The 20,974-nt window shown below is 46.9% G+C and carries 26 protein-coding genes; 5 read left to right on the top strand and 21 right to left on the bottom strand.

The features are described from left to right. The 17 genes from BKD12_RS00645 to BKD12_RS00570 form a co-directional block, all read right to left on the bottom strand. Window positions 1–739 (bottom strand): hypothetical protein (locus BKD12_RS00645; RefSeq protein WP_242872680.1); only part of this gene is annotated, 739 nt, incomplete at its 3' end. A gap of 325 nt (window positions 740–1,064) precedes the next feature. After that, complete coding sequence (gene purD, locus BKD12_RS00640) at window positions 1,065–2,336, bottom strand: phosphoribosylamine--glycine ligase (RefSeq protein ID WP_070087462.1); 1,272 nt, start codon at window positions 2,334–2,336, stop codon at window positions 1,065–1,067. A 16-nt stretch (window positions 2,337–2,352) separates the two neighbouring features. Then, window positions 2,353–2,976, bottom strand: coding sequence for a phosphoribosylglycinamide formyltransferase (gene purN, locus BKD12_RS00635; RefSeq protein WP_070087461.1), 624 nt, complete (start codon window positions 2,974–2,976; stop codon window positions 2,353–2,355). After that, complete coding sequence (gene purM, locus BKD12_RS00630; RefSeq protein WP_070087460.1) at window positions 2,970–3,995, bottom strand: phosphoribosylformylglycinamidine cyclo-ligase; 1,026 nt, start codon at window positions 3,993–3,995, stop codon at window positions 2,970–2,972. Before purM ends, purN begins: the two co-directional genes overlap by 7 nt. Window positions 3,996–4,025: 30 nt before the next feature. Further along, window positions 4,026–4,538, bottom strand: coding sequence for a 5-(carboxyamino)imidazole ribonucleotide mutase (gene purE, locus BKD12_RS00625; protein WP_070087469.1), 513 nt, complete (start codon window positions 4,536–4,538; stop codon window positions 4,026–4,028). A gap of 43 nt (window positions 4,539–4,581) precedes the next feature. Next, window positions 4,582–6,624, bottom strand: a complete 2,043-nt coding sequence (locus BKD12_RS00620) for an aminopeptidase (protein WP_070087459.1) — start codon at window positions 6,622–6,624, stop codon at window positions 4,582–4,584. Between the two features lie 3 nt (window positions 6,625–6,627). Beyond that, window positions 6,628–7,026 carry a DUF6142 family protein gene (locus BKD12_RS00615; protein ID WP_070087458.1) on the bottom strand — a complete coding sequence of 133 codons (399 nt, stop codon included), beginning with the start codon at window positions 7,024–7,026 and terminating at the stop codon, window positions 6,628–6,630. Then, window positions 6,989–7,474: a VanZ family protein gene (locus BKD12_RS00610; RefSeq protein ID WP_070087457.1), complete on the bottom strand. Its 486-nt coding sequence runs from the start codon at window positions 7,472–7,474 to the stop codon at window positions 6,989–6,991. The genes BKD12_RS00615 and BKD12_RS00610 overlap by 38 nt, the downstream gene beginning before the upstream one ends. Window positions 7,475–7,504: 30 nt before the next feature. After that, window positions 7,505–7,657 (bottom strand): hypothetical protein, encoded by a 153-nt coding sequence (locus BKD12_RS16790; protein WP_176730894.1) that lies wholly within the window; start codon window positions 7,655–7,657, stop codon window positions 7,505–7,507. Between the two features lie 47 nt (window positions 7,658–7,704). Next, the gene (pyrE, locus tag BKD12_RS00605; RefSeq protein ID WP_070087456.1) at window positions 7,705–8,385 is read right to left on the bottom strand and encodes an orotate phosphoribosyltransferase; all 681 of its coding nucleotides are present in this window, start codon (window positions 8,383–8,385) and stop codon (window positions 7,705–7,707) included. A gap of 61 nt (window positions 8,386–8,446) precedes the next feature. Continuing rightward, a complete protein-coding gene (locus BKD12_RS17445; protein WP_330385505.1) occupies window positions 8,447–8,992 on the bottom strand; it encodes an aldo/keto reductase in 546 nt (181 codons plus the stop codon). Between the two features lie 61 nt (window positions 8,993–9,053). Then, window positions 9,054–9,320 (bottom strand): aldo/keto reductase, encoded by a 267-nt coding sequence (locus BKD12_RS17440; RefSeq protein WP_330385504.1) that lies wholly within the window; start codon window positions 9,318–9,320, stop codon window positions 9,054–9,056. A gap of 25 nt (window positions 9,321–9,345) precedes the next feature. Next, window positions 9,346–9,786 carry a MarR family winged helix-turn-helix transcriptional regulator gene (locus tag BKD12_RS00595; protein WP_070087455.1) on the bottom strand — a complete coding sequence of 147 codons (441 nt, stop codon included), beginning with the start codon at window positions 9,784–9,786 and terminating at the stop codon, window positions 9,346–9,348. Window positions 9,787–10,102: 316 nt separating this feature from the next. Continuing rightward, window positions 10,103–11,038 carry an RpnC/YadD family protein gene (locus BKD12_RS00590; protein WP_070087454.1) on the bottom strand — a complete coding sequence of 312 codons (936 nt, stop codon included), beginning with the start codon at window positions 11,036–11,038 and terminating at the stop codon, window positions 10,103–10,105. Between the two features lie 383 nt (window positions 11,039–11,421). Continuing rightward, window positions 11,422–12,633: a hypothetical protein gene (locus BKD12_RS00580; protein WP_070087452.1), complete on the bottom strand. Its 1,212-nt coding sequence runs from the start codon at window positions 12,631–12,633 to the stop codon at window positions 11,422–11,424. 41 nt (window positions 12,634–12,674) lie between these two features. Next, window positions 12,675–13,079: an HI0074 family nucleotidyltransferase substrate-binding subunit gene (locus tag BKD12_RS00575; protein WP_070087451.1), complete on the bottom strand. Its 405-nt coding sequence runs from the start codon at window positions 13,077–13,079 to the stop codon at window positions 12,675–12,677. Between the two features lie 48 nt (window positions 13,080–13,127). Beyond that, window positions 13,128–13,574: a GNAT family N-acetyltransferase gene (locus BKD12_RS00570; RefSeq protein ID WP_070087450.1), complete on the bottom strand. Its 447-nt coding sequence runs from the start codon at window positions 13,572–13,574 to the stop codon at window positions 13,128–13,130. A 190-nt stretch (window positions 13,575–13,764) separates the two neighbouring features. Between BKD12_RS00570 and BKD12_RS00565 the strand changes: the two genes are divergently transcribed. The 5 genes from BKD12_RS00565 (at window position 13,765) to dnaK (ending at window position 17,119) form a co-directional block, all read left to right on the top strand. Further along, window positions 13,765–14,589: a DUF5685 family protein gene (locus BKD12_RS00565; protein WP_070087449.1), complete on the top strand. Its 825-nt coding sequence runs from the start codon at window positions 13,765–13,767 to the stop codon at window positions 14,587–14,589. Further along, window positions 14,582–14,812 carry a DnaJ domain-containing protein gene (locus BKD12_RS17140; RefSeq protein WP_176730893.1) on the top strand — a complete coding sequence of 77 codons (231 nt, stop codon included), beginning with the start codon at window positions 14,582–14,584 and terminating at the stop codon, window positions 14,810–14,812. The genes BKD12_RS00565 and BKD12_RS17140 overlap by 8 nt, the downstream gene beginning before the upstream one ends. A 123-nt stretch (window positions 14,813–14,935) precedes the next feature. Then, complete coding sequence (locus tag BKD12_RS17380) at window positions 14,936–15,058, top strand: hypothetical protein (RefSeq protein WP_278308573.1); 123 nt, start codon at window positions 14,936–14,938, stop codon at window positions 15,056–15,058. 42 nt (window positions 15,059–15,100) lie between these two features. Further along, window positions 15,101–15,304, top strand: coding sequence for a hypothetical protein (locus BKD12_RS17135; protein ID WP_176730892.1), 204 nt, complete (start codon window positions 15,101–15,103; stop codon window positions 15,302–15,304). 57 nt (window positions 15,305–15,361) lie between these two features. Further along, window positions 15,362–17,119, top strand: coding sequence for a molecular chaperone DnaK (gene dnaK / locus BKD12_RS00555; protein ID WP_070087448.1), 1,758 nt, complete (start codon window positions 15,362–15,364; stop codon window positions 17,117–17,119). Between the two features lie 8 nt (window positions 17,120–17,127). Here the strand turns inward: dnaK and BKD12_RS00550 are convergent, their stop codons facing one another. The 4 genes from BKD12_RS00550 to BKD12_RS00535 form a co-directional block, all read right to left on the bottom strand. Then, complete coding sequence (locus tag BKD12_RS00550; RefSeq protein WP_070087447.1) at window positions 17,128–17,964, bottom strand: carbohydrate ABC transporter permease; 837 nt, start codon at window positions 17,962–17,964, stop codon at window positions 17,128–17,130. Continuing rightward, window positions 17,964–18,830 (bottom strand): carbohydrate ABC transporter permease, encoded by an 867-nt coding sequence (locus BKD12_RS00545; protein WP_070087446.1) that lies wholly within the window; start codon window positions 18,828–18,830, stop codon window positions 17,964–17,966. The genes BKD12_RS00550 and BKD12_RS00545 overlap by 1 nt, the downstream gene beginning before the upstream one ends. 18 nt (window positions 18,831–18,848) lie before the next feature. After that, the gene (locus tag BKD12_RS00540; RefSeq protein WP_070087445.1) at window positions 18,849–20,120 is read right to left on the bottom strand and encodes a sugar ABC transporter substrate-binding protein; all 1,272 of its coding nucleotides are present in this window, start codon (window positions 20,118–20,120) and stop codon (window positions 18,849–18,851) included. Between the two features lie 147 nt (window positions 20,121–20,267). Further along, window positions 20,268–20,966, bottom strand: coding sequence for a P-II family nitrogen regulator (locus BKD12_RS00535; protein ID WP_070087444.1), 699 nt, complete (start codon window positions 20,964–20,966; stop codon window positions 20,268–20,270). Between the last annotated feature and the right edge of the window lie 8 nt (window positions 20,967–20,974).

The raw sequence follows: 20,974 nt of genomic DNA, 5'->3' as shown, positions 1-20,974 counted from the left end.
TTGCCAGAAAACTGTACAAATTATCCAGCAGCTTCATGCCCTCTTCTTTTCCGGCCTCTCTGCCCTTCTCCCAAGATGCTTCTCGCTCCTGTCTTAAATGTTTTTCCTGGTCATATTCGTAAATGCTCATTCTCTTCGCCTCCGCACGGTTTTTTCTCAGGAATTCCTTCAGAATCCCTTCCCGGATACATTCCGTGATCGCTCGTTCCACCGCTTCTGCAATCGGCAATTCCTTCGCATATCTGCGCACACGGTCTGTATACTCCGCATATTCCCACAAGGTCCTGCACGCCGCCATCAATTCCGGATTATGCCCCGCATTAATATTCAGCATCACCGCCAGAAGTTCCAGCTTGTGTTCTTCCTCCTCCACAGCGTACAGATCAGAAAGCCTCAATATCTGCCGGTCCGGCTGCGGCTTCTCTCCATTATAAAAAATCACAAACTGCGGCGGTGGAAGCAGCACCTTGGTCTCCCCGTACAGATTCTCTTCCTTTGTAAGTCCCGCATACAGATCTGCCAAGTACAAAAGCATCCGAAGCGGAAGGTTCGGGCTGTAGGTAGACTGATGTTCATACAGGGACAGACGGGAAGCTATGAGAAAGGACAGATCATTTCTAATCGCCATGTAAATCGCATTTTCCAGTGTGTTGATCTCCAGAAGCTCCGGGTCTTTATAATTTTTCCCACTGATCCCATTATACAATTCCAGCAGCCTTTTCTTGTCACTGAATACCATAGCAAAAATGGATGACTTATAGTTTCGGTTTGGTACAGGATAGGATGTCTTTTTCTGATTCCTTCTCTTTTTCTTTTGACTCTGACTCTTTCGTTTTCTGCTCATAAAAACCTCCTTTTTCTTACAGGAGATTTCCGGCCAAAATCCAACCTTATAGGAAATCTCCCTGCTTTTTTATAAATGGAAATGAAAAGCACTGAGATTTCTTTTAGATCTTTTTAGAATGTTCAGATACGGCAACTGCCGCTAAAGAAAAACTGCCAGAAATATAATGCTTTTTTACATAATAGCATAGATTCCTGACAGTTTCTATTAGATTTTATTATTATGCCTCGTCAATCGCCTTGCCGATATCATGGCGCATATATTTGTTGTCAAACTGCACCCACTCTGTGGCCGCATAAGCGTTTGCCCTGGCTTCTTTTAAGTCTTTTCCTTTCGCCGTGATGCCAAGAACACGTCCGCCGTTTGTCACAATGTTTTCGCCGTCAAACTTTGTCCCCGCATGGAAGCAGTAATAGCCTTCCTCATCCTTGAATTTTTCCAGACCGCTGATAGGCAGGCCTTTTTCGTAGGATACCGGATACCCTTCACTGGCCAGAACCACACAGACTGCCGCATTGTCCTCAAACTGAAGATCCACCTGATCCAGTGTGCCGTCGATGCAGGCCTCCACCACTTCGATGATGTCATTCTTCATCCTTGGAAGCACTACCTGAGCCTCCGGATCTCCGAATCTCGCGTTATATTCCAGAACCTTCGGACCTTCCTCTGTCAGCATCAGCCCAAAGAAGATCACTCCTTTAAACGGCCGTCCCTCTGCCCGCATGGCGTCTACCGTAGCCTGGTAAATATGCTTCTGGCAGAACTCATCCACTTCTTTCGTATAAAACGGGCTTGGAGAGAAGGTTCCCATGCCTCCGGTATTTAATCCGGTATCTCCGTCTCCGGCTCTCTTATGATCCTGAGCAGAGGTCATGGTTTTAATCGTCTTCCCATCTACAAAGGACAGCACAGACACCTCACGTCCTGTCATAAATTCTTCGATCACCATTTCATTTCCGGCATCTCCGAACTTTTTATCCTGCATGATAGTCCTTACGCCCTCTTTTGCTTCCTCCAGGGTATTACAGATCAGCACACCTTTTCCAAGGGCCAGCCCGTCAGCTTTCAATACGATAGGGTACTTGGCTGTCTCAAGATAAGAAAGTGCCTTTTCCGGGTCTGTAAAGTTTTCATAGGCTGCCGTCGGGATGTTGTACTTTTTCATCAGATCCTTGGAAAAAGCTTTCGAGCCTTCCAGAATAGCAGCCGCTTTTTTCGGTCCGAAGGTACGGATTCCTTCTGCCTCCAGGCAGTCTACCAGCCCTCCTACCAACGGATCGTCCATCCCCACGATGACCAGATCCACTTCCTTTTCCTTCGCAAATGCTGTGATCTTATCAAACTCCATGGCTCCGATGGGCGCACATTCGGCATATTCCGAAATGCCTGCGTTGCCCGGTGTACAATAAATCTTGTCCACCTTATCACTCTTTGCCACACTGTATGCAATCGCGTGTTCTCTTCCGCCGCTTCCCACGATCAGTACTTTCATCTTCTCTTAATCCTCCTTAAGAAACTTCTGCGATATTTCCTGTCACCTTCACTCTTCCTTCTGCGATCAGTTCGATGGCTCTTGGAAGGATCTGCCATTCTGCCTCTTCCATCACCCTTCGCTGCAGGATTTCCGGGGTGTCTCCATTTCGCACCTCTACAGCCTTCTGCAAAATGATGGGGCCTGTATCCGTTCCCTCATCCACAAAATGAACGGTAGCGCCTGCCACCTTGACCCCACGGGCCAGTGCGGCTTCATGTACCTTCAGCCCATAGTATCCGGTTCCGCAAAATGAAGGGATTAAGGACGGATGGATATTGATGATCTGATTCGGATACCGTCGGATCATTTCCGGCGGTATCACAACGAGGAAACCTGCCAGTACAATGAGATCCGGTCCGATCTCTTCTACCTTTTCAAGAAACGCTTCATTAAATTCCTGCCGGGATGAAAAATCCTTTGGAGAAATGCACACTGCCGGAATTCCATGCTTTTTTGCCCGCTCCAGGGCATATGCATTTGCATTGTTGCTGATCACGGCCGTGATCCTGGCATTTCTGATCTGCCCGCTCTCGATATTGTCAATAATGGCCTGCAGATTGGTACCGCCTCCGGATACCATGACAACCACATTTAGCATAGCTCGACTCCCTTTTCTCCATCCTCGATACGGCCCACCACATAGGGCTTGTCCCCTGCCTGGCGGATTGCTTCCATCGCCGCATCCACATCTTTAGGATCTACAGCGATCACCATGCCAAGTCCCATATTGTAGGTATTGTACATCATCTGCTCTTCCACATTCCCTTCCTTTGCGATCTTTGCAAAGATCGGAGGAATCGGGTAGCTGTCCTTCTCGATCACGGCCTTTACGCCGTCCTTTAACATTCTGGGGATATTCTCATAAAAGCCGCCTCCGGTAATATGGCTGCATGCTTTTACTGTCACACCGGCATTCTTAATGCTCTTTAACGCCTTTACATAGATCCTGGTCGGTGCAAGCAGTGCCTCGCCAAGGGTGGTTCCCAGATCTTCATGATAGGTTTCCAGGGATTCCTTCGTCATCTCAAACACCTTGCGCACCAGGGAAAATCCGTTGCTATGTACACCAGAAGATGCCATTCCGATCAGAATATCTCCACCTGTCAGCGCTTCTCCGGTGATCATATCCTTTCTGTCGCAGACACCCACAGCAAATCCAGCCAGGTCATACTCATCCTCTGCCATCAGCCCCGGATGCTCTGCCGTCTCGCCGCCGATCAGGGCCGCTTCTGACTGAAGGCACCCTTCTGCCACACCTTTCACGATATCTGCGATCTTTTCCGGATAATTTTTACCGCATGCGATATAATCCAGGAAAAATAACGGTTCTCCGCCGGCACAGGCAATATCATTGACGCACATCGCCACGGCGTCGATGCCGATGGTATCGTGTTTGTCAAGGACCATTGCAAGCTTTACCTTCGTTCCGCAGCCATCAGTTCCGGAAAGAAGGACCGGATCCTCCATCTCTTTGATCTTACTTAATGAAAATGCTCCCGAAAAGCCTCCCAGGCCTCCCAGTACTTCCGGACGCATGGTCTTTTTTACATGCTCCTTCATCAGTTCTACGGACTTGTAGCCTGCTTCAATATCCACGCCTGCCTTCTTATAATCCATAACCAGTCTCCTTTATCTCTTTTTCTACGTTTACTTCTGATCCAGATATGCCTGATAGCCGATCTCATCAAGCTTTGCAGCCTTCGCCTGTACAGTCTCTTTCATCTCTTTGCTGTAGTCTTTCAGCTTCTCCAGCAGCTCCTCATCGGAAACAGCCAGGATCTTTGCTGCAAGGATAGCAGCGTTCATGCCGCCGTCAATCGCTACCGTTGCAACCGGGATTCCCGGCGGCATCTGTACGATAGAGAAAAGTGCGTCCTCTCCCGCCAGGTTCTTGCCGGACATCGGCACGCCGATCACCGGCATCGGGAACAGTGCCGCACACATTCCCGGAAGATGCGCTGCCATACCTGCACCTGCGATGATCACCTTGATCCCTTTTCCTTCTGCCGCTTTCGCCCACTCAAAGAACACATCCGGTTCTCTGTGTGCGGAGATGATCGTCATCTCATAGTCAATTCCCAGCTTCTCCAGCATGGATGCAGCTTTGCTCATCACCTTCAGGTCCGAGTCGCTGCCCATAACAATTCCTACTTTTGCCATAGTCTTCATCCTCTCTTTCTCATCGTTCATCATAACATGGTTTCTATGCATTTTTCAACGGTTCGTTCAGAACCTCGCAGCCCGGCAGCACGAATCTTCCCTCTTCCAGGAGAGGAATCCTGCCGCCGTCCGCCGTCACGACCGTAATGCTCTTTAGCTCCTCATAGGGAATCGTGATATCCGTGTGGCAATGAAAATATGCCTTTGACACATCCTCTTTCCTGCGGATGGATACGGAATTATCCTTTGCTACGATTTCTTTCCCATTTGGATTGTAGACCCGGATATCCTCGCTCCAGCTGTAACAGGTGTCTCCCACCGCAAAATGGGGACCCATTTTTTCCGCGATCAGGATCGGCATCTTTTCTTCGATCCCGTACTTCTTTGCCGCCACATAAGCCGTGGTATTGGTGCCGATCGCAAACTCTCCAAGCGGCAGTGTCTCATGCCTGTGCAGGATGTTATCCCGGATATAAGCCTTATTTTCCAGCTCCCGCTCAAAATTTCCACAGCTGTAGTCCGCTATCATTCCATTGGCAAAGGTAATCTCCAGATCCCGGTACTGCAGTTCATTCAGATATACCCTGCTGACATGGAGTACCCCGTTTGTCCCTTCCAGTACCGGAGAAGTGAACACTTCTCCCACCGGAATATTGACATCAGCCACACAGTTTTCAAAAATCGTCTCCTTCTTTGGATCATTCAGGCGGTAAAGCTGCACCTTCAGATCTGTCCGGTTGCCGTTTCCGCCCAGGATGTGCACATATTCGCCCTGATCCAGCGCATCGATCAGCGTCTGCTGTACCTTTTCGTATACCTTGGCGTCCAAAGTATTGATCCGGATCACCTCGTCAAAGATTTCTTTATAATCCTTTCCGATCTCCGGCACCGGATAGGCAATGATCGTAAAGCTTCTTTCATCTCCCGGAATGTAGCTGTTCACGATCTGGCTCTGCCGACTGTCAAACTGCAATGAGAGCTCTTCTTGTTTAGCAGTAAGGGACAGAGCTTCCTTTGTCTGCTCCGGAGAAAAAGGCTCTTCCCCAAACATCTCGATCACCGCAGGTCCCGCCATCTCTGCCGCCAGTTCCTTGTGATGCTCATAGGTAGTCTTTATAACCTCAAGCTTGCGCTCCATAAATCTCTTATCAAAAAACAGCGCCTGGTCATTGCCATGATCGTAGTCAAACTGCTTATTGGCCACTGCCCCATAATACCCCACCTTCAGATGGCGGCGTTTTGTCAGCACACTGGCGCCGGACCGGCAGAATACCGGACGCAGTCCCATTTCCCGGAAGTTTTCAACCGCCTTTTTGATCACTCTTTCAAATCCCAGCACATACCGGATTTCCACCGTGCCCTTTTTTGACAGATCCTTACCGGTATTTACAAATCCGACACGATACCCCTCCGTATAAACATCGGCCATCTTACAGATCACATCTTCCGAAAGCTCCAGCAGATGTTCTGCCGTTCTTCTCTCGTTTTCACTGATATATTCCCCGAACCGGTAAAGATACCGAAGATCCGAAAGATCGCTGCTGCAAATGATATTCAGCGCAAAGGAACAGTCCGGGTCGATCTGCTCTCTGATCCGGTCCGCCACAAACACATCGCAGTAGTCACTGGCATACCAGTAAATGATCTCTTTAATCTGCTCCTCCTTCGGAATCTCCTCCTCTTCAAACTGCCCGTATATTTCCAGGAAAAGTTCAAGCAGGATATCCAGATACTCTGTTTTCCCCTCAAACACATAGGGAATTGCTCCCCTGAGTTCTGTATAAAGGAAGCTTAATATCTGTCCGTATCCTTCTCCCAGCTCCTTTACCGCAAAAACCGGATTTCCGTAGCTTGTACTGTAATTATCCGGCAGAATGTCCCTGTACAGCCGGTCATTCCACGCTTCCAGCTCTGAAAGAGCCCGCTTTTCATACCCCCCGCTTTCTATCTCTTTTTTCAGTTCATCGATCATCAGAAGAAAAGATGCCGTTTTTTGAAAAAAATTACGAAACGGCAGTTTTACGCTTTCTTCTCCTCCGATCCTGCCGATTCTTCCGATCGCAAGATCATATCTTTCCTCTATCATCCTCTATAACAGCCCCCTGATAAATAATCCTGCAAGGCCTAAGAGGAACAGCCCGTTCACGCCGATTCCTATCCTGCAGGTAAGATAATTTTTATCCCGCTCCTTTAAACCGCGGACGCCGAGTGTCACTCCGGCTATGGACAGCGCCACAGTACCCAGCCCCACCAGACCGATCAATACCCCGACTTCTCCTTTGGTCACAAAAGAGATCAGGATCATCAAAAACAAAAGGGCAAAGACCACTGCCCCATAAATACAGGAATACACGCCTTTCCTTGCGTGTCTTAACGGCGCCTGCCCATATTTTGTCCGGATCATTTTGCGCCGCTGCTTTTCTCTTGTTTTTACCGCAGCTTTTGCCCTGTCATCTTCTTTTTTTACTTTTTTTCTTCTTAGTAACATGTCTTCTCCTTATTGCCGCACAGATCACAAATATGATATATCCTGCCAGACCTCCGATCGTATTGAGCAGCAGGTCATCTACATCAAAGCTTCCCACCCTGGAAAACAGCTGAAACGTTTCTACACATAGACTCAATCCAAAGCTGTAGAACACGGTTCCCAGGAGACTCCGGTACCTGCTCGCCATTGGAAGAAAAAATCCAAACGGAATGAAAATGATCACATTTCCAAACAGATTGGTAAACATTGCAAAGAATCCGACCTGATCCCGGTATTCCCAGAACCGCCGGATTTCTTTAAACAATACCAGGTTATAATGGTACTCCTGCATTTCTCCTGTCCTGCCGTACCAGTCAGAAAATATCAGAAAATATACAATAAAGATCACATACAGTATAAATAAGATTTTTCCAAGGACACGTATCCTCTTCCTTGTCTTATTATTCAAAAAAATGCTTCCTTTCTATTACATAAGTCCCTAGAAAGTGAGACCTTTCTTCTCTTTCTGGAGACGAGCCCCCGTAACGATCGCGATCACTCCCGCCGCGATTCCCACAACTAAAATCACGATTCCCACGGCGATGTTTGCCGCTCCTGCCAGACTCATTGCCTTATATGCTTTTTCGTTCATATGCGTCCCTCCTGATTTTACCTGTTCACCTGCACCTGCCGCATCCGCTACTTTGCGCCGTACTGTTCATAATATGCGTCAATTGCAGATTTTAATGTATCATCGATCACGATTTTTCCCTGACATTCTCTGTTATAAAGGTATTCTACTACCTCTTCCATAGTCACGATTGCAGCCGTATCAAAGCCATATAATTCTTTCACTTCATCAAGCGCGCACTTCTCTCCGCCTTTTCCGACTTCCATACGGTTTAAGGATACCATCAGTCCTTTGATGTCCACATTCGCCGCACCCTTTACCTTCGGCACAGTCTCTTCCATGGATTTTCCGGACGTAGTCACATCCTCGATCATAATGACCCTGTCGCCGTCTTTTAAGCTGCTTCCCAGAAAACTTCCTTTGTCCGCTCCGTGATCCTTTTCTTCCTTCCGGTCAGAGCAGTAACGGATTTCTTTTCCATAAAGCTCGCTAAACGCAATTGCAGTCACCACTGCCAGCGGAATTCCCTTGTAAGCAGGTCCGAACAGCACATCAAAATCATCACCATATTTATCGTGAATCGCCTTTGCATAATATTCACCCAGCTTTTTAAGCTGCGTGCCTGTCACATAAGCTCCCGCATTCATAAAAAACGGAGATTTTCTTCCACTTTTCAGTGTGAACTCCCCGAATTTCAACACGTCGCTTTCTACCATAAATTCGATAAATTCCTGCTTGTACTGTTCCATATCTTTCAAACCTCCTACATAATTCTTATCAATTCTAACATATCTGGTAGGGTTTTTCAATTCAGGAATTACCCTGGTCTCCTTCAAATCTTTCAGCCACCTTTTTCAGCCATTCTCTGATCGTCAGATGCTGCGGACACATCTTCTCACATTGACCGCACCTGATACAATCACCCGCCTTGCCATACTGCTCTGAAAAATGACTGTACAGCATCGTCTGTGCTGTCCATGCCTTCGTTTCCAACTCCCGCATGTCTGCATTGTAGAGTGCAAAGTATTTAGGAATAGCAATATTTATCGGGCATTTATTGATACAGTAAGAACATCCGGTACACGGAATGGCAACACTCTGATTGATCATTTTTGCAGCTTCGCAGACTAATTCAAATTCTTCCGGTGCAAATGGTTTGAAATTTTCCATATACGATAAATTGTCTTTTAACTGTTCCATGCTGCTCATGCCACTTAAAACCAACATAACATTCTCATGGCTTGCCGCAAAGCGGATCGCCCACGAAGCAACAGACATATCAGAGCGATAAGACTTGAATAACTTTTCCGCTTCTTCCGGAATATCTGCAAGAGTTCCACCCTTGACAGGTTCCATAACAATAACCGGTTTCCCGTGCTTTTTCGCTACCTGATAACACTTTTCCGACTGAATCGTGTCATTCTTCCAGTTCCTTTTCTTCCCGGATCAGTACAAGAGGCATTTTATCCGCAAGCAGGAAAGCAGAGCGGGGATAACGGTCTGCAAGACACTCTTTTACAGATATTTCCGACTGTCCATCGTGATAAAACCATGCTGTATCAAAGTATTGGAATCCTTTATCCAGATAATAGTCAACCATATCACATAACATTTTCTTATCTACACGAGAAAATTCATCATTTATCAGCGGTAAACGCATAAGTCCAAATCCCAGTTTTTTCATCTATCCGTTCCTCCATCCGGCACACTTAACTGCCATTAATCTTATTGATACATATGCTGGTGTATTTTTCCCAAAGGTCTGTTATCACTTCCTGCTCCCGCTCTGATAAAGAAGCAAATGCCTGTAGTTCCGCCTGCTCAATGTGGGAAATCACTTTCTTTTGAAATTCTTTCCCCTTTTCTGTAAGTACGATCAAACGAGAACGTCTGTCCTTCGGATTTTCAGCCATGGCAGCATATCCCCTCTTTACAAAAGAGAGTATCACCTTATTGACAGTCTGCTTCGGGAAATATAAGATATCGCACAGTTCTTTCTGCGTCGTCCCCTCACCGTCCAGCAGCTGCAAAATAAACATAGAAATATAGGTCAGATCATGTATCTTTGCATAGTCCTCATATACATGATTCAATTTCTGCCATTGCAGATAAAAACGTTTTAAATTATATGGCCTGTCTATCTCGTTCATGTTTAGTCTCCTTTTAGACTATTTTATCATATGCTTTTTTACTTCACAAGGAAAACACTACTATCTTTCATCATTTTGAAAAAACAAAAAAAGCCCTCATAAGAGTCTGCTGCAAAACAGCATTTACACTCTTAATCCGGACTTTTCTTTATATTCCGGCTATATAGAAAGACCATTATGTTTCCAAATTTATCGGTATAGAAGCCCCAGCAAATACAAGGACATAACAACTTATGAGAAGTTATGGGGAACAGCGGTTACAAACCCGGTAACTGCATTTTCTCATGATTCCCTTTTATTCCCGTTTTTCTCTCATTTACCAATATTTTTCTACATAACCCATGGCTTCTTTTTCCGTAATCTGATAGGTATCCTGAAGTTTTTGCAAAATCTGTTCCTTCGGAATATCGAATTCCCTCAAAGAATGAATCAATCCGCAGATCCCCCGCTCCAGTTCTTCCTTTTTCCCAGCCTCTTTTCCATCCTGATATCCGTCCTCATAGCCCTCTTTCTTCATGGCTTTCTCATATGCTTCCTGATCGAAACCTTCCAGTACCATCTGTACCACCTCTGCTTTCTGCGCTCTCAGGATATCCGCCAGAACCCCGCCGGCAATACAGCTTTCCACCGCCGTTTCCACTGCTTCCTGCAGATCTTTCCCTTTCGTTTGATTCTTCCGGATGGTATCCACAAAGATAGCGTATTCCTCCAGACGCCTACACTTCTTCATCAATTCCCGGTTATGCCCGTAATTAATGTTCAACATCAAGGTCTTACATTCCAGGCAGGGTTCTTTCTCCCCGTTTGGCCGCCGGAAAAGATCTGACAACTTCAAAACCTTTCGATCCTGTTCCTCCCTGGTCCCGTTGTAGAACACGATGTGTTGGGGGAAAGGAAATTCCTTGGGCGAACTGCTGTAAATATTAATCTCGCGGCTGGAAATATGCCTGGTATAAACGCCTGCGAAATACAGAAGCCCCCTCATAGGCATGTTGGGATTATAAGTGCTCTGATGTTCATACAGATTCAGCTCTGCATCGATCAGGAAGGACAAATCATTCTTCATGGAAAGGTACAGCACATTTTCCAAGGTGTCGACTTCCAACTCTTCCGGTTTGTCATAGTTCGTCCCATTAATCGCATTATATAGATCCAGGAGGTCCTTCTTGTTATTGAACACAAAGCGAAACAGGCGATCCTTGTAGTTACGGTTCGCAGTGGGATATTCCTGAGTATGAAATTGTTGCATCATTGATTTTCTCCTTTCATTATAGAAAACAAAATAAACCGTTGCAACCTTTAAGTGAGCTCAAAAAAGGTCTGGAAATAAAATGGCAGAAATCGCCGGATAAAAAATTGACAGCCGGAAAGTCCAGCCTTTTTGGGAGAAAGGACTCTCCCATTGATTATCTGTTAATTATAGTGGAAAAGTTCTTAGAAAACAAGATAGCAGAATAGACAAATCTATCCTCTGTCATCTTGTTTCTGCAGCCACCAGACAGGCTAGGCCGTGTCAATACGCAGAACGAATTATAAATACGTCACAAAAGTATTTTATTCTTTTGAGCTTTCGCAACTATTTCAGAATAAATGGAGACAGATTTCCAAGTCTGTCTCCATAAGAATTAATTGTTTTTATGCCTGGTATCTGGAAATCAGTTCCTCCAGTGACACCGGCTCTGTCTCCCCATTCGGCAGGACGCCTTCATGTGCATTTAATCCCAGCACCAGTTCCTGAACCGCAGTTCCAAATTCCGGTTCCAGATCATTTGCCCTGATATCCACTGCACTTCCGATATACACTGGCACCGAAAACAAGCGTCCAAGCAGAATCTCTACACTTTCCGGCTGATAAAATCCGTCAAATCCCATATCTTCCATATCTCCCAGCGTCATGATTGCTGACAGCTGGAACATTTCATCATCCAGGAACAAATCCCGTTTATTGAAAAATAGCGCAGAAAGAGGAATCTGCTTCCCGCTCATGATCCGGATCGAATCCGTAAGTTCGTCTGATGTGCCTGTTGTAGCGTCACAAACTCCTATATAGCCGTCCAGATAAGCTCCTGGCTCTTCCAGATAACGAAACAGCTCCAACGGATTCTCAAAGATGATCAGGGAAATATCATCAGAAAGCTTTCCACTCTCTAAAAGACGCTCCACCAGCGTATGTCTGCCGCTTTCCGCCTCACCCACGACAGCAACCTTATATTTTTTCTCCTCTTGCCCTGGCTCGGCAGGCCCCTTTTTCTCCATTTCCTTTGGCGGCTCCACTGGCTTTGCTGGCTCTGCCTGTTTCGGCGGCTCCACTGGCTTCGATGGCTCTGCCTGTTTCGGCGGTTCCACTGGCTTTGGCGGCTCTGCCTGTTTCGATGGCTTGGACGGCTTCGGTTCAGCTGCCGGCTTGGATGCCTCTACTGCCTTTGCCGGTTTTTCCGGCCCACTTACGTTCTGGTTCCTGCCTTTCAGGATCGTATTCAGAATTTCTGGAAATTCCTTGTGAATACTGAAGAAAAAACTCCGCTTAGTCCCGTCCTCGTATGTCACGATGCAGTCCGACTCCTCTACCTCAACAGATACCATGTGATCCAACGGAAGCGGATTACTTTTTTTATTAAACATCGTGCTGGAGTAAATCCCCTTCTCGGTAACGAGATACCCCTTTTTCCCGTTCGAAAGCATAGTTTCATCAAGGACCGCAATAACCTCTGCTGCTGTTACTCCTTTCGCATACGAACGGATCGCATTGTCAATCTGCTTTGGTTTAAGTTCCTCCTGAAACTCAAAATGAAAGCTCTTCTTGCTCTCATGTGCCTGGATGGCACTTCTGATGATCTTCTCTTCCATAACCTTTCTCCTGTCTTGATTATTTCACGGTTTCCGCCGCCTTACAGATCTTTCAGAATTTCTCCATAATCCTTTCTAATCTTCTCCTCCATTACGGCAAAAGCCGGGATATACCTTTCCAAAATCAAAGACACCATTTGTTTTGCAGCTTCTCCATTATAGATATGTGTCATGTCATTCCTGGCTCTAAACATTTCCAGCCAAATTTCTTCATCCAGATAATCATATATCGCATATGACGCCTTTATGATTTCTCTTGGGGATCCGGGGTTTGCGATACTTTTCCCCTCATAACGCAGCAGTTCCTTCAGAACTTTCCAACTAAGTTCAAATTGTATAAAAAATTTATCAATAATACCACTGATGATAAATTCGTTATCCAGGTCTTCATATTTTGCTTTTTTCAAAACTTCCAGGTTAGAGCTGAAAATTTCAAATTTTTCCATACTTCATCACCTATCAAAAGAATATCATTGCAGAGGGCTCCTTGCAAGTCACAGCTTAAGTTCCATCCATGCACCGGCATCCCGGAATCCATATTTCTGATACACCGGCCTGCCCCATTTTGACGCATACAAGATCAATTTATGAATGTGCCGCTCTCTGGCCTCTTTTGCAAGCCGTTCCAGGATCTCCGAGGCAATCCCTCTTCCCCGAAAATCAGGATCCGTATACATGTTGGCAATATACCCCTGTTTTCCCGTTTTGTTTGTAAACGAAGGTGGAAAGTCCATAAAAATGATGGCTCCTGTGGCAATGATCCTCCCGTCCTCTTCTGCCACCCATTCCACCAGAGATCTGTCAGACATTTTTTTCTGAAAATAGTCTGCCAGTTCATAGTCCACATCCAGATCCGGTTTCTGTCCTTCATCTATAAGCTGTTTTTTTCGCAAATCTGCCAGGACTGGAATATCCCTGACCTCAGCTCTTCTGTAATTCATCCTTTTATCCTTTCAGCCCACGGGCCTGGCGGTCCATATCTTCTATAAGATTATTATAGGGTATTTCTCATGATTTTCAAATCTTTCCTTCCGAAAAATTAAAAGACTGTGAACTCTGTGAACTTTTCGGGAGTTTCGTTGAAATCTCCCGGGAAATGTGCTAAGTATTGGAATGAGAAAGGAGACGTCTATGTTCGGATATATCGTATGCATCAAGGACAAATTAGACAAAGCAGAGCTGGAACGCTACCAGCATATATACTGCGGACTGTGCCGGAATCTGAAAAAACGGTACGGCCAGCTCCATCGTCTGAATCTTTCCTACGATATGACCTTTATCATCCTGCTGCTGTCATCACTCTATGAGCCAGAGGAGACGGAAACCTCTTTTCGGTGCAGCCTTCATCCTACCAGCCAGAAGACGGCGGCAGAAAATAAATTTACAGATTATGCGGCGGACATGACCATCCTTCTGTCCTATTTCAAATGTGTGGACGACTGGAAGGATGAAGGGAAACACCTTCGTCACTGGTACGCATCCCTGCTGGAAAAGGAATACCAGCGGCTGAAGGCCATCTATCCCAGGCAGTGCCGCTCTGTGAGCAACAGTATTCAGGCCCTGGAAAACATAGAGACTAAGGATCCATCTCAGTTCGATCAGGCCATCAACCTCTCCGGAGAAATGCTGTCGGAGATTTTCGTTTATCATGAGGATTTCTGGAGCACCAGCCTCAAAAGTCTAGGGTTTGAGATCGGCCGGTTCATCTATCTGATGGACGCATCCATGGATTATGAAAGAGACAAAAAAAAGCAGAATTATAATCCTCTGTTCCATATGAAAAAACGCCCGGAGGAAATGCAGGAAATTCTGGAGATCCCGATCGGAAATGCCGTAAGGATCTTTGAGAATCTGCCGCTTCTGCAGGACGTCCATCTCATGCGGAACATCTTGTATGGCGGCGTCTGGCAGCAATACTTTACCAAATATCAAAGGAAGGGGAAATACAATGGTTGATGATCCATATAAGGTACTGGGGGTATCAAGAGACGCCTCAAAGGATGAGATAAAGCGGGCCTACCGCGCCAAAGCCAAGGAGTACCATCCGGATTTTCACCCGGACGATCCTCTGGCAGCTGATAAAATGAACGAGATCAACGAGGCCTATGATATGCTGAACAATCCGGAAAAATACCAGTCACGAACGCAGGGCCAGCAAAGGAATGGCGGATACCGGTAGGGATCCGCCAGCCAGGGTCCTGACCCCTGGCTGGATTTTGACGGCTGGCAGGATTTCGGCGGTTTTGGAAGCTTCGAAGAATTCTTTGGTTTCGGCAGCGCCGGCCGGAATCCTGAGCCGCCCATGTCGCAGCCCGGAGACAGTAACGATATCCGACAGGCCATCGATTTTATCAACATGCGGCAGTACCAGTACGCTGACAATACCTTGAACAGCATTTTAAGCAGTCAGCGGGACGCAAGGTGATTCTACTTAAGTGCACTGGCAAATCATGGGCTCGGCAGGCAGGTGCTGGCCGTAGAGCAGATCCAGAAGGCGCTCCAGATGGACCCTTCCTCTGATGTCTACCGCAGTACCTTGAACATCCTGCGCCAGGCAGGCACAGAATACCGGCAGAACGGGGAAGAATTTCAAAATTATGCCGAGAGCATGGGACGCGTCTGCCAGGGTCTGTGCCTGGCGCAGCTTTTCTGTATGTTCTGCCGCTGCTAGACAATAAAATCTGACAATACATAGAAATAGCGATAATGGAAAGGAGCTTATCAATCAATGGGAAAGGTAATCGGAATTGATCTGGGAACAACAAACAGCTGTGTGTCTGTTGTGGAAAATGAGGCGCCGGTCATCATCCCCGGAACCTCCGGGAGCATGACTACACCCAGCATCGTAGCTTTTACAAAAAAAGGAGAACGACTGGTGGGAGAAAGTGCAAGACGGCAGGCTGTCACGAATCCGGAGCGCACGATCAGTTCGGTAAAACGCCATATGGGCACTGAAGGGAGCGTACGCATTGACGGTACAGAATACAAAGCACAGACCATCAGCGCCATGGTACTGATGCAGCTGAAAAAAGACGCCGAAGATTTCCTGGGCGAGCCCGTAACGGAAGCCGTCATCACGGTTCCTGCCTATTTTAACAACATCCAGCGTCAGGCGACCAAGGATGCCGGAAGGATTGCCGGGCTGAATGTCAAACGGATCATCAATGAGCCTACCAGCGCCGCCCTCTCCTACGGGCTCAACCACGGAGAGCCACAGAAGGTTATGGTCTACGACTTAGGCGGCGGTACCTTCGATGTTTCTGTGATCGAGATTGGCGAAGGCGTCATCGAGGTACTGGCTACTGCCGGAGACAACCACCTGGGCGGTGATGATTTTGACGAACGCATCACCCAGTGGCTCCTCCGTCGTTTTAAAGACGAGCACAAGGTAGATCTTTCCAGAGATTTCGCCGCTATGCAGCGCATCAGAGATGCTGCGGAGCAGGCCAAAAAAGAGCTGTCCATTTCCGACAGTTCTCATATCATGCTCCCTTACCTTGCGGAACACCGGGGCGAACAGCTCCATATGGACCTGACGCTTACCAGAGCCCAGTTCGAAGATCTGATCCGGGATCTCATTGACCGCACAGCAGAGCCAGTCAGAAGCGCCCTGAATGATGCCGGGATCGCTCCTTCTGAATTAGGACGCGTGCTTCTGGTAGGCGGATCTACCAGGATTCCCGCCGTTCAGGAAAAAGTCCGGATGCTCACCGGGAAAGAACCTTCCAAAAACATCAATCCCGACGAGTGCGTTGCAAAAGGAGCCGCAATCCTCGGCCATACCCTGGAGGGCAACAGCCTGATCGCTTCCGGCACAGATAAAGGGATCCTGCTTTTGGACGTCACGCCCTTAAGTCTGTCCATTGAGACTGTCGGCGGCGTTGCCACCCGGCTGATCGAGCGGAACACCACCCTGCCCACCCGGTATTCCCGGATTTTCTCCACCGCAGCGCCCTACCAGCGCTCTGTGGATATCCATGTGCTCCAGGGCGAGCGCCCCATGGCAAGAGACAATAAGACCATTGGAAAATTCCGGTTAAAAGGCATCAAGGCTGCTCCGGCCGGCGTCCCGCAGATAGAAGTAACCTTTGACATTGACGCCAACGGTATCTTAAAAGTATCCGCAAAAGATCTGGACACCGGAAAGCAGCAGTCTATTACCATCACCGCAAATGACAGCATGTCTGAGCAGGAAATCCAGCAGGCTATCCGGGACGCTCACGAATATGCGGGCCAGGACCAGACCCGCAAGGACGCCATGGAAGTCTTAAGCGATGTCCAGCGTCTGATGTCTGAGACAGAGCAAAAGCTGAAAGCCCAGAAAAAAACTTTGGATCACGGCACCAAAAAACAGATCAAGAACGATCTGAACCGTCTGAACAAGCTGGCCATGAAATGCCGGCTCGACAAAGTCTCCGACGCCCAGCTTGCGGAACTTAAGGAAGCTAAGCAAAAATTAGAAGACAGCGCGGCTGCGCTGTCTTAGAAATACAGTTATCCTTTTACAGATCCCTTTGTCATCCCGGAGATCAGATATTTCCGGAAGATCAGCGCCGTCAGTGCCGGAGGGATCAGGGCCAGCATCCCTGCTGCCGCGATCAGCCCGTACTGAATGGTATCCTTTGTCATAAACTCGGACACCACGATCGCCATCGGTTTTGTCTCCATCGAGGAGGCAAGGATCAGCGGGATCTGGAACTGACTCCACGTATTTAGAAACATGATCAAAATCACAGACAAAATAATCGGATAAGAAAGCGGCAGGATGATGCGGAAAAAACTTACAAATTTTCCGCATCCATCTATCAGTGCCGCTTCTTCCAGTTCTTCCGGTATCGTAGCAAAATAATTTGAGATCAGCCAGACTGCCATAGGCAGGTAGGAGCTGACATACACCATGCTCAGCCAGAAAATATCGTCCAGCATTTTTCCCGCCGCAAACATTTGATACAGCGGGATAATCGTAGCCATAACAGGGATAACCATCGTAATCAGCAGCAGGTTTTTTATGACCTTTCTCCCTTTAAATTCCATCCGGCTTAAAGCATAAGCGCTCATTACCGCTACAGGTACTCCGATACATAAAGTGATGGCCGCCGCTCTCAAAGAATTATACATACTCTCAAAAAAGCGGCTTCCCCTCTGTCCTCCCGAAAACAGTTCTTTGTAATTCTCAAATGTCACCTCTCCCGGCAAAAGCTCCGGTGTCGGAGCAAACATGGCATGGTCCGGCGTAATGGATATGATAAAAGTCCACACGAACGGCCCGGCGGCAAATATTAAAAACAGTATAAGCGCTGCAATATATCCGGCTTTTTTTGCATACTTCATTAATATTCCACCTCCTTATTTAAACTCCGAAGATAGAATATTCCAAGGAGCAATGCAAAGAATAATACTATATAAGTCATGGCGCTTCCCTTTCCAAAATCCAGGAAATTAAACGTGGTCAGGTAGCTTTCCATCAGAATATTCTTTGCAAGATCACTGTAGCCGGAAAGAGCAACAATCTCATCAAATACATTGATCGCCGTTACCGAAGTCGATGTCAGCCCCACACCTACAAATGGCAGCATCAGCGGAACGGTAACGTGAAGGAAGATTTTCCCCTTTGTTCCCCCGTCAATCTCAGCCGCTTCATAGACATCCTCCGGCAGTGACTGGCGTCCTGCCAGGCACACCAATGCCATAAAAGGAACACTTCTCCAAACTACTACGATAGAAATCACAAATAAAAGCAGCCATCTGGATGCAAGAAATTCTACAGGTTTCTCCACAGCGCCTATGCCAATCAGCAGCTTATTCAGGAATCCGTATCCGGAGAAAAATACAAATTTCCACAGGATTCCATTTACGAACGGCGGCAGAGCCCAGGGCAGGATCGCCAATGCTAAGAGGATCCCCGAGCATTTCTTACTGATTTTCAAAAATGCCGCCACCAGGCACCCCAGAATCGTCGTAAGTACGATCACCAATACCAGGATATACACGGTATTCTGCATACTGTACCAAAACGAATCTGACTGAAGGATATTACGGTAATTTTTCAGCCCTATAAACCGGATGTCTCCTGGGGAAGTCAGTTTCCATTTCTTTAAGCTATATGTAAATGTCGTTATAATCGGATAAAATACTAATACACCCATGATTAAAATCATGGGTGTTAGTAAAAGATATGGTGCAATCTTTTTTTTCATAGTCTATGCTTTCCTGAATTATTCTTCACTGAGTAATGTGTCTAATGCGGAAGACATTTCCTCATAAGCCTCTTCTGCTGTCAGTTCGCCAAGCGCCATTTTGTTGATAGCGTTATACATTGCACTGCTCATTTCTGCGTAGTATGATGGTATTCCGTTCGGGAATGGAGAAGAAACAAGCTGTGCTTCTTCCAGCATCGCGCCAGGATTCTCAATCGCACCTTCATTGATCAGCTCTTCCAATACAGAGTTGCGGGTCGGAATCGCACTATTTGTCTCATTCAGCTGCTTCTGCATATCTGCAGATGTATACCACTCTACAAATTTCTTTGCTGCCTCTTTATTTTCAGAAAGGCTGCTGACACCGATCGCCTCCGGCAAAGGCATGGTCTGCGCTGCTTTTCCGTCTTTGCCAGGAACCAGGATCGGCGTGATCTGTCCAACTACACTGCAAAGCTCTTCATTCTGGCTTCTGGATACAAAAGATGTGGGGCCTGTCAGGAAACTAGCGGTTCCGCCACAGATTCTCATATAAGCATCCATACCAGATGAGGTTTTATCCTCCGGAGCCACTAACTCTTCATTGATCAGAGTCTCCATATATTTCAGTGCTTCCATCACAGATTCTTCGTTAAAGGTTCCGTCATCATTCCATACAACACCGTTCATGGTGTATGCAAGCCACATCAGACATGTGGCGGTCTTCTCCTCTGCGTTCAGAGCAATGGCAAATGGATATTCTACAGTTCCGGTTGACTTCAGAGTCCGGCATGCTTCCAGAACATCATCCCAGGTCTGTGGCTCTTCTGTAATTCCAGCCTGAGCAAACTGCTCTGTATTATAGTACGCCAGACGGTAGTCATTCGCATAAGGCATAGCCAATACCTTGTCATCTACGGTAAAGGTCTCAATGGTAGGCATGTCCTCCTTATCTTCATCGGAAACCTCCAATGGCTCCAGCCAGTCTGCCGCATAGAACTCTCCTACCCATGACCAGTCAACTTCCACTACATCAGCGGCACATTCATTTGCAGATGCCGCGGTAGCAATCTTTTCTCGGATGTCGTCCCAGCCTACTTCTGCGATTTCAACCTCTATCCCGGTCTCCTCTGTAAAAGCAGCCAGCTGCTCATCTGTCGGTACGCCCCAGTCAGGCACCATAAAAGTAATTTTATCTCCCTCTCCGCCTTCGCTTGTATCCTCTGCCGTATCTTCACTGCTTCCGCATCCTGCAAGCATGGAAAGCGTCATGGCAGAGACCAGCAACAGGCTGATCCATCTCTTTTTCATATACTTCCTCCTTCTTTGTGTATAACACTTGATGCATCAATTATAGCAATGCGTTCCGCTCTTCTCAAATTGATTATACTTATATATGCACTGTATTTATCGAAATCATCTATCACACAAAGTATGAAGTATGCTGCCCGATGCCTTTTACTTTTCCTCTTCTTCCAGCAGTTCTTCCATCCTGCGTATTCCTGCGGTATCTGTCACCGGCACGGAAAAGACCAGTGCGCCCGCAGGCGTATCCACGCCAGCCTGCTCCATGATGGCCCGCATGATATCATTTTTCTGAGCTGTTTTCACTACAATGAATACCATCTCCTTTTCTTCTGCAAGGCAGATACCCAGAAATTTTTTCGCATGCTCTACACCGGATCCCTTAGCATGAATAAATGTACCGCCCGGTGCGTGTGCACTTCTTGCCGCATCCATGATAGTTTCTGTATATCCGGAATTTGCAATTGTAACCAACAGTTCATATTCCGTATTTTTCAAAACGCTTTCCTCCTCGATTTCTATCTTCTGCCCGACAGTCAGGTACTGAAGTATCTTTTTTCCTCCGATGCTGCTAAGAGGCACTAAAAAGGCAATGCCCCGTCCTGGGACGTCGATCCGCATCCGGGTATATAATCCGCGTTTCAGATTTTTCCAGGTGTCAAATGTAACAACAGCAAAATAGACCGCCTTTTCTGTTGCTTCCATTCCCAGATAATCCAAAAGAGAGCTGCTTGCCGTCCCCCGTCCCAGCGTCGTAAAGGTAACCTCAATATGGTATTCTTTAAAAAACTGGAGAAACTTTTCCCTCATCCCCCGGTTGGTGATGATCCCCAGCATATAAATATTATTCATTCGGCTCC

It is taken from the genome of Merdimonas faecis (assembly GCF_001754075.1).
GTDB lineage: Bacteria > Bacillota > Clostridia > Lachnospirales > Lachnospiraceae > Merdimonas > Merdimonas faecis.
This window is presented reverse-complemented; position numbering and strand designations above follow the sequence as displayed.

Bases quoted from the DNA above. Each gene is read 5' to 3' on its own strand.
- purD (WP_070087462.1), bottom strand. From the start codon at position 2,336: ATGAAAGTACTGATCGTGGGAAGCGGCGGAAGAGAACACGCGATTGCA.
- purN (WP_070087461.1), bottom strand. From the start codon at position 2,976: ATGCTAAATGTGGTTGTCATGGTATCCGGAGGCGGTACCAATCTGCAG.
- purM (WP_070087460.1), bottom strand. From the start codon at position 3,995: ATGGATTATAAGAAGGCAGGCGTGGATATTGAAGCAGGCTACAAGTCC.
- purE (WP_070087469.1), bottom strand. From the start codon at position 4,538: ATGGCAAAAGTAGGAATTGTTATGGGCAGCGACTCGGACCTGAAGGTG.
- BKD12_RS00620 (WP_070087459.1), bottom strand. From the start codon at position 6,624: ATGATAGAGGAAAGATATGATCTTGCGATCGGAAGAATCGGCAGGATC.
- BKD12_RS00615 (WP_070087458.1), bottom strand. From the start codon at position 7,026: ATGTTACTAAGAAGAAAAAAAGTAAAAAAAGAAGATGACAGGGCAAAA.
- BKD12_RS16790 (WP_176730894.1), bottom strand. From the start codon at position 7,657: ATGAACGAAAAAGCATATAAGGCAATGAGTCTGGCAGGAGCGGCAAAC.
- pyrE (WP_070087456.1), bottom strand. From the start codon at position 8,385: ATGGAACAGTACAAGCAGGAATTTATCGAATTTATGGTAGAAAGCGAC.
- BKD12_RS17445 (WP_330385505.1), bottom strand. From the start codon at position 8,992: ATGGAACCTGTCAAGGGTGGAACTCTTGCAGATATTCCGGAAGAAGCG.
- BKD12_RS17440 (WP_330385504.1), bottom strand. From the start codon at position 9,320: ATGAAAAAACTGGGATTTGGACTTATGCGTTTACCGCTGATAAATGAT.
- BKD12_RS00595 (WP_070087455.1), bottom strand. From the start codon at position 9,786: ATGAACGAGATAGACAGGCCATATAATTTAAAACGTTTTTATCTGCAA.
- BKD12_RS00590 (WP_070087454.1), bottom strand. From the start codon at position 11,038: ATGATGCAACAATTTCATACTCAGGAATATCCCACTGCGAACCGTAAC.
- BKD12_RS00580 (WP_070087452.1), bottom strand. From the start codon at position 12,633: ATGGAAGAGAAGATCATCAGAAGTGCCATCCAGGCACATGAGAGCAAG.
- BKD12_RS00575 (WP_070087451.1), bottom strand. From the start codon at position 13,079: ATGGAAAAATTTGAAATTTTCAGCTCTAACCTGGAAGTTTTGAAAAAA.
- BKD12_RS00570 (WP_070087450.1), bottom strand. From the start codon at position 13,574: ATGAATTACAGAAGAGCTGAGGTCAGGGATATTCCAGTCCTGGCAGAT.
- BKD12_RS00565 (WP_070087449.1), top strand. From the start codon at position 13,765: ATGTTCGGATATATCGTATGCATCAAGGACAAATTAGACAAAGCAGAG.
- BKD12_RS17140 (WP_176730893.1), top strand. From the start codon at position 14,582: ATGGTTGATGATCCATATAAGGTACTGGGGGTATCAAGAGACGCCTCA.
- BKD12_RS17380 (WP_278308573.1), top strand. From the start codon at position 14,936: ATGTCGCAGCCCGGAGACAGTAACGATATCCGACAGGCCATCGATTTT.
- dnaK (WP_070087448.1), top strand. From the start codon at position 15,362: ATGGGAAAGGTAATCGGAATTGATCTGGGAACAACAAACAGCTGTGTG.
- BKD12_RS00550 (WP_070087447.1), bottom strand. From the start codon at position 17,964: ATGAAGTATGCAAAAAAAGCCGGATATATTGCAGCGCTTATACTGTTT.
- BKD12_RS00545 (WP_070087446.1), bottom strand. From the start codon at position 18,830: ATGAAAAAAAAGATTGCACCATATCTTTTACTAACACCCATGATTTTA.
- BKD12_RS00540 (WP_070087445.1), bottom strand. From the start codon at position 20,120: ATGAAAAAGAGATGGATCAGCCTGTTGCTGGTCTCTGCCATGACGCTT.
- BKD12_RS00535 (WP_070087444.1), bottom strand. From the start codon at position 20,966: ATGAATAATATTTATATGCTGGGGATCATCACCAACCGGGGGATGAGG.